Annotated in this window: 6 protein-coding genes, 1 tRNA gene, 1 rRNA gene and 2 pseudogenes; 7 read left to right on the top strand and 3 right to left on the bottom strand. The window is 59.8% G+C overall.

Features of this window, described 5'->3' with window-relative positions:
* The first annotated feature begins 126 nt into the window (after positions 1 to 126).
* The 3 genes from rrf (at position 127) to M511_RS19620 (ending at position 733) form a co-directional block, all read left to right on the top strand.
* A 5S ribosomal RNA gene (gene rrf / locus M511_RS18720) occupies positions 127 to 241 on the top strand.
* Positions 242 to 274: 33 nt separating this feature from the next.
* Positions 275 to 351, top strand: a tRNA-Met gene (locus M511_RS18715).
* Between the two features lie 205 nt (positions 352 to 556).
* Positions 557 to 733, top strand: coding sequence for a hypothetical protein (locus M511_RS19620; protein ID WP_330950479.1), 177 nt, complete (start codon positions 557 to 559; stop codon positions 731 to 733).
* Between the two features lie 192 nt (positions 734 to 925).
* On the opposite strand, the pseudogene M511_RS19615 reads toward M511_RS19620, so the two are convergent.
* Positions 926 to 1,963, bottom strand: a pseudogene (locus tag M511_RS19615) (recombinase family protein); the annotation flags it as partial.
* A gap of 19 nt (positions 1,964 to 1,982) precedes the next feature.
* A complete protein-coding gene (locus M511_RS18705) occupies positions 1,983 to 2,174 on the bottom strand; it encodes a hypothetical protein (protein ID WP_024846158.1) in 192 nt (63 codons plus the stop codon).
* 302 nt (positions 2,175 to 2,476) lie between these two features.
* On the opposite strand from M511_RS18705, the gene M511_RS18700 reads away from it, so the two are divergent.
* From M511_RS18700 to M511_RS18685, 4 genes are all read left to right on the top strand, one after another.
* Complete coding sequence (locus tag M511_RS18700) at positions 2,477 to 2,776, top strand: type II toxin-antitoxin system TacA family antitoxin (protein ID WP_024846159.1); 300 nt, start codon at positions 2,477 to 2,479, stop codon at positions 2,774 to 2,776.
* A gap of 4 nt (positions 2,777 to 2,780) precedes the next feature.
* Positions 2,781 to 3,290 (top strand): GNAT family N-acetyltransferase, encoded by a 510-nt coding sequence (locus M511_RS18695; RefSeq protein WP_024846160.1) that lies wholly within the window; start codon positions 2,781 to 2,783, stop codon positions 3,288 to 3,290.
* A 144-nt stretch (positions 3,291 to 3,434) separates the two neighbouring features.
* Positions 3,435 to 4,025, top strand: a complete 591-nt coding sequence (locus M511_RS18690) for a hypothetical protein (RefSeq protein WP_137390490.1) — start codon at positions 3,435 to 3,437, stop codon at positions 4,023 to 4,025.
* The gene (locus M511_RS18685) at positions 4,022 to 5,095 is read left to right on the top strand and encodes a helix-turn-helix domain-containing protein (protein WP_036748701.1); all 1,074 of its coding nucleotides are present in this window, start codon (positions 4,022 to 4,024) and stop codon (positions 5,093 to 5,095) included. The genes M511_RS18690 and M511_RS18685 overlap by 4 nt, the downstream gene beginning before the upstream one ends.
* A gap of 1 nt (position 5,096) precedes the next feature.
* On the opposite strand, the pseudogene M511_RS18680 reads toward M511_RS18685, so the two are convergent.
* Positions 5,097 to 5,482, bottom strand: a pseudogene (locus M511_RS18680) (IS5-like element ISPme2 family transposase); the annotation flags it as partial.

Below are 5,482 nucleotides of genomic sequence, written 5' to 3'. Positions count from 1 at the left end.
TCGCTCGATTGGCTTGATTTGATCCGGAAGAAGACAGACCAGAAAAAAATATCTGCACGTCAGCTTCCAAAAAGCATCCTTGGACAACCAACCCGAATGGGTCACGCCGATACGCTCCTTTCCCGGTCTGGTGGCTTTAGCACGAGCGAAACACCCGATCCCATCCCGAACTCGGCAGTTAAGCGCCGTAGCGCCAATGGTACTGCGTCAAAAGACGTGGGAGAGTAGGTCACCGCCAGACCTGGAAAGAAGCGTAACTCTCTCAACAAACTACCGCGGGGTAGAGCAGCCCGGTAGCTCGTCAGGCTCATAACCTGAAGGTCGCAGGTTCAAATCCTGCCCCCGCAACCATCTTTACTTGCGATGACCCCGCCCCCGAGGCGGGGTTTTTCGTTTGTGCGGAAATCATAAGGATTCCAGCGAGATCGCCTTGAACGTCGATCTCCACCTTGCCGTCGACCGGGGTTAGCACGATCTGATCCACGAGCGAGCGCAGCGTGTCGGCCGCCTCGATCCGCTTCCCCTCGTCTTCGTCCTGCAGGGCGTCGTAGAGCTGTTGGACCCGCTTGCGGTATTGCAGGGCCATGCTCGGGTGGAGCAGCGGTGGCGGCTCGTCGGCTTCGGCCAGGAACTGTTCCAGTTCTATCTTTCGGGCTTCGAGCTTCTTGCTACGCTCTTTCACCATGTCGACAGAAAGGGCGTCGCTCAGATACAGATCGAGGATCTTCTCTAGTTCTCGGTTGACCTTGGCCAGTTCGGCCTCAGCCGATGCGATACCCGCACGGCCTTCCATGCGCAGGCGGTTCATCTCCTGCGTGAAGACCTCGCAGAAATGGGCGAAGAGCTCCGGATCGACGAGTTTGGTACGCAGTGCGTTCAGCACACGCGATTCAAGCTCGTCGCGGCGGATGTTGATCCGGTTGTCGCAGGTCCCCTTGTTACGCGCCGTCGAGCATCCGATCAGCGTCGCCGAGATCGCGGAATAGCCCCCACCACAGCAGGAACATTTGGTCAGTCCCGAGAAGAGGTATTTGGGGCGGCGGCGGGTATTGATCCGGGAGAGATCGGCCTCGCCGTTTTCCTTCCGCGCGATCTTGTTCTTCTCCTGCCGCGCCTTCACCGCATTCCAGAGATCGTCATCGAGGATGCGCAACTCCGGCGCCACCTGGATGACCCATTCCTCTTCAGGGTTGGGGCGGGCCTGCCGCTTGCCGGTGTTCGGATCCTTGACGAAGCGCTGGCGGTTCCAGACGATCTTGCCGATATACATCTCATTGTTGAGGATGCCGTTGCCGCGCTTCGGATTGCCGTTGATCGTGCTGAACCCCCAGTCGCCGCCTGACGGAGCGGGAATGCCTTCCTTGTTCAGGGCGAAGGCGATGGTCTTGGCCGATTTGCCGGCGGCATAGTCGCGGAAGATGCGGCGCACGACTTCGGCCTGGAATTCGTTGATGGTGCGATCGCCGCGGATCGGTTCGCCGTTCGCATCGAGCTTTTTGACCACATCGTAGCCATAGGCGTTTCCGCCGCCCGATTTGCCTGCCTCGACCCGGCCGCGTTGTCCGCGGCGGGTCTTGTCGGCCAGATCCTTCAGGAACAGCGCGTTCATCGTGCCCTTGAGCCCGACATGCAGGTGCGTCACCTCGCCTTCCGACAGGGTGAACATCTTCACGTCCGCATAGGACATGCGCTTGAAGATGCCCGCGATGTCTTCCTGGTCGCGCGAGAGGCGGTCCATCGCCTCGGCGAGGATCAGGTCAAAGCGGCCACCCATAGCGTCGGCCATGAGCGCCTGGATGCCCGGGCGGATCAGCGACGCGCCGGAGATCGCGTGGTCGGAATACTCCTCGACGATATGCCAACCCTGCTTCTCTGCATGGAGGCGGCACATGCGGAACTGGTCGGCGATGGAAGCGTCGCGTTGATTGTCGGAAGAATAGCGGGCGTAGATCGCGACTTTCAAAACTTGGCTCCCATCCGTATCAGGAGGAGCGCTTCCTCCTTTGCCGTGACATCTTCACTTCCTCTGCATAGCACTCCTGCGCCGCCTGCCTCGCCAGGATGCCGACCAGACGCAGAAGGCGTGGGTCGGGATTGCCGCGTGGCGTAAACGTCAGCTCCGGCTCGTCCAGCAGCAAGGATTCGAGCAGCGCTTCGCGCTCTCCTCCTGTCATCTTTGCCGGATTTCCTGGGGCTCGCAAGGTCATAACTTGCAGCATTCGCCGCGAGGGAAGCATAAGCAACGGAAATTGAAGGCGAATATTCGGCGGCAATTGGCGCGGGTGAGCGTGCTATCGCGTAGTCCAGCGTGTCCTGGCGAGCCATGGCGTAGCAAAATAACCTATCGGAATCTCTCGCTGGCCCGGTCATCATTGGCCTCGTCGCCTCTCCTCATGAGGTCATTGACTGTTGGGGCAACCTTATCGTATTGTAAGTCGCGATACAAGTCGCGATATGCCGACCAAGGAGATTCGCCATGGCCACGACCGCCGAACGCAAGGAATACCCGATCTCGATGCGCCTGCCCGAGGCGGATGTCGCAATGATTGATCGCGCAGCGAGCCTGCGCGGCCGCTCGCGCACCGATTTCGTGCGCGACGCCGCCGTGCGCGCGGCCGAGGAAGTCGTCATGGAGCAGGGGCTGATCCGGATGAGCCCGGATGGCTTTGCCGAGTTCATGGATGTGCTGGCGCGTCCGGCCGCTCCGGTTCCGGAGATGGTGGAAGTCCTGAAGCGGCCCGCGCCATGGGAGCCCGGCTACGTGGCGAAGCGGTAAGCTCTTGCTGCTTTCGGGTCCTGAACCGCTCTCCGCCGAACACGATGTGTCCGAGTTCGCCTGTGGCAAGCCTACGCTTGACCACTGGCTGAAGACGCGCGCCCTCTCCAATCAGCAGAAGGGCTTCACCGCCGTTCTCGTCGTGCATGAGGCTGGGCGCGTTGTCGGCTTCTACGGCCTCGCGCCCACCGGTGTGGTGCCTTCGGTTTTGCCGCGTTCGATTCGGACAGGCCAGCCGCCCAACCCGGTCCCCTGTATGCTGCTCGGCCAGCTCGCAACCGACACAGCATGGGCAGGGTTGGGTATTGGCACCGGCCTTGTGAAGCACGCCCTCCAGCGCTGTGTTCAGGCCGCGTCGCTGATCGGTGGGCGGGCCTTGATGGTCAACGCCGTCGACGGGGAGGCGGCCGAGTTCTGGAGGCGGCGCGGCTTTGAGCCGTCCAGGGATGATCCCCTGGTCCTGCTTCGCTCGATCAGCGACATCGCGGCCTCGCTCGGTGAGGGCGGTAGATGATTGTGCCTCCGTTTGCCCTGTCTCATCAGTTTCCGAGTTAGGCCGAACTGCCTGGTCGCCCCTCCTAAATGGTCACGTGAATAATTTGACCTTGATTTCGTAAAATCCCCTCGGTATTCTAAACGAAAATAGCGAGGCTCGAGCTTGTCAATTCCCAGCCAAACCACAGTGCGTCCTATACTGGACGAAATCCGCGACCACATCGTCTCAGCCGTCCTTCACGCATGGGACGATTGGCTGGCAAGCGGCTTCGTTGGCATATGGCGATGCAAACGCAGTCGCGCCAACTTCGTCTGGGAACAGATAATCGACCGGGCTCAAACCACGTTGATGGGCCACGATGCTGTCCACGTGATCGATGGCAATGAGACGATGAAGTTCCTCGTTCGGAACGAGGTCCTGTTTCGGTTCAAGAAAGCCGACGCGACGGGCCGCACCTCGAATGTTGCTACGCAGCTTGCGCTCGCTTTCCATGATCATGAACAGGACCTCTTCGGTCTGCCGGAAGTGCAGCGTGTCGAGGTCGTCTACAAGCTGAACAGGCTCGAAACGCAGGTCGAAGACGTATGCGTCGTTGCTCGCAATGGTGATTCGGTCGCCTGGGAATACAGCCTGCTGGATGCGAGCGAAGCGGTGGTGCCGTTGCCGATGTCCGAGCCGCAACCCGAGCGGCCCGCCGCGAAGATCGTTAAACTCAAGGGCGCTTCGGACGACCGCAAGAAGCGGCAAGAATGATGTCAGCCGAATTCAATCAGGATCTGCTGCGAATAGCGCGGCAGGCGCGAGGATGGAGTCAAACCGAACTGTCCAAGCGCTCGGGGGTTTCTCAGGCCAATCTATCAAAGCTCGAGAACGGACTGATCGGTCCGACTGATGATGTGCTGACCAACGTCAGTGCAGCTCTGCGCTTCCCTATAGATTTCTTCTTTCAGAACGACAGGGTTATCGGTTTGCCGATGAGCGTCCAATACAGGAAACGCGCGAGCGTCGGACAGAAAGCAATCGAGCGTCTTGAAGCCGAACTGAACATCAGGATTTTGCACATTCGCCGGCTACTCGATGCTGCCGAACTTGAACCTGAGCTTTCGCTTCCCCGCCTCGATGTTGACGAATACGGCGGCGACCCGGAACGAATTGCCGATCTAATAAGGCGAACGTGGCTCGTACCATCTGGACCGATCCGCGATCTGGTGGCGTGGGTGGAGCGAGCAGGATGCATCGTCGTCCATTGTGACTTTGCCGCCCTCAAGGTTGATGGTTTTACCGTTCAGATACCAGACATGCCGCCATGCATTTTCCTGAACCGGAATATGCCTGCGGATCGCCAGCGGTTCAGTTTGGCACACGAACTCGGCCATGTTGTGATGCATCAGGTCCCATCTCCGCAAATGGAGAACGAGGCCAACGATTTTGCGTCAGCGCTGCTTATGCCCGCGCGCGATATTCGCCCCCACCTCTCTGGTCGACGTCTCTCGATACAGCAACTCGCTGCGCTGAAACCGGTTTGGCGCGTGTCCATGGCAGCACTGCTCTACCGGGCAAATGCAATTGGAGCCATTACCGAGAACCAGAGCCAGTACCTGTGGCGGCAGATGAGCGCGATGGGTTATCGCCGCGCCGAGCCGCCTGAACTCGACCTCAGGGTTGAGATGCCGACGGTATTGCCGGAGATCGTGCGACTACATCTCGAAGATCTTGGATATGGTTTATCCGACCTCGCCGAGGCGCTTCGTTCGAGTGAAGAAGATGTGCGGGCATTGCATCCGCTACCATCAAGCTCTCCACACCTTCGCCTTGTGAAATAGGTCATGTTGACAAATGGCGGAGCCAGAGGCGGATCGACGTGATGTCGATGAAGCCCGGGAAGCTTTCGGCGGTCTTGTCGTAGCGGGTGGCGACGCGACGGGCATTCTTGAGCTTGTTGAAGCACCGCTCAACGAGATTGCGCAGGCGGTAGAGCCTGCGGTCAACGGCGACCCGTAGCTTCCGGGTTTTGCGCATGGGGATGACCGGCACCACGTCGCGCACCTCCATGGTCTTGCGGATGTTGTCGGAGTCGTAGCCGCGGTCTGCGAGCAGAACGCTTGGCTCGGGCAGGTTGTCAGCCATGACCAGTTCGAAGCCGAGGTAGTCCGATGTCTGCCCGGCCGTGATCTCGGTTCTCATGGGCAGGCCTGCCGCATTGACCCGCA

Origin of the sequence: Paracoccus sp. J56 (assembly GCF_019633685.1) — a bacterium.
Lineage (GTDB): Bacteria > Pseudomonadota > Alphaproteobacteria > Rhodobacterales > Rhodobacteraceae > Paracoccus > Paracoccus kondratievae.
Note: the sequence above shows the minus strand (reverse complement) of the source record. Positions and strands in the feature narration are given on the sequence as shown.

Bases quoted from the DNA above. Each gene is read 5' to 3' on its own strand.
- M511_RS18705 (WP_024846158.1), bottom strand. From the start codon at position 2,174: ATGACAGGAGGAGAGCGCGAAGCGCTGCTCGAATCCTTGCTGCTGGAC.
- M511_RS18700 (WP_024846159.1), top strand. From the start codon at position 2,477: ATGGCCACGACCGCCGAACGCAAGGAATACCCGATCTCGATGCGCCTG.
- M511_RS18685 (WP_036748701.1), top strand. From the start codon at position 4,022: ATGATGTCAGCCGAATTCAATCAGGATCTGCTGCGAATAGCGCGGCAG.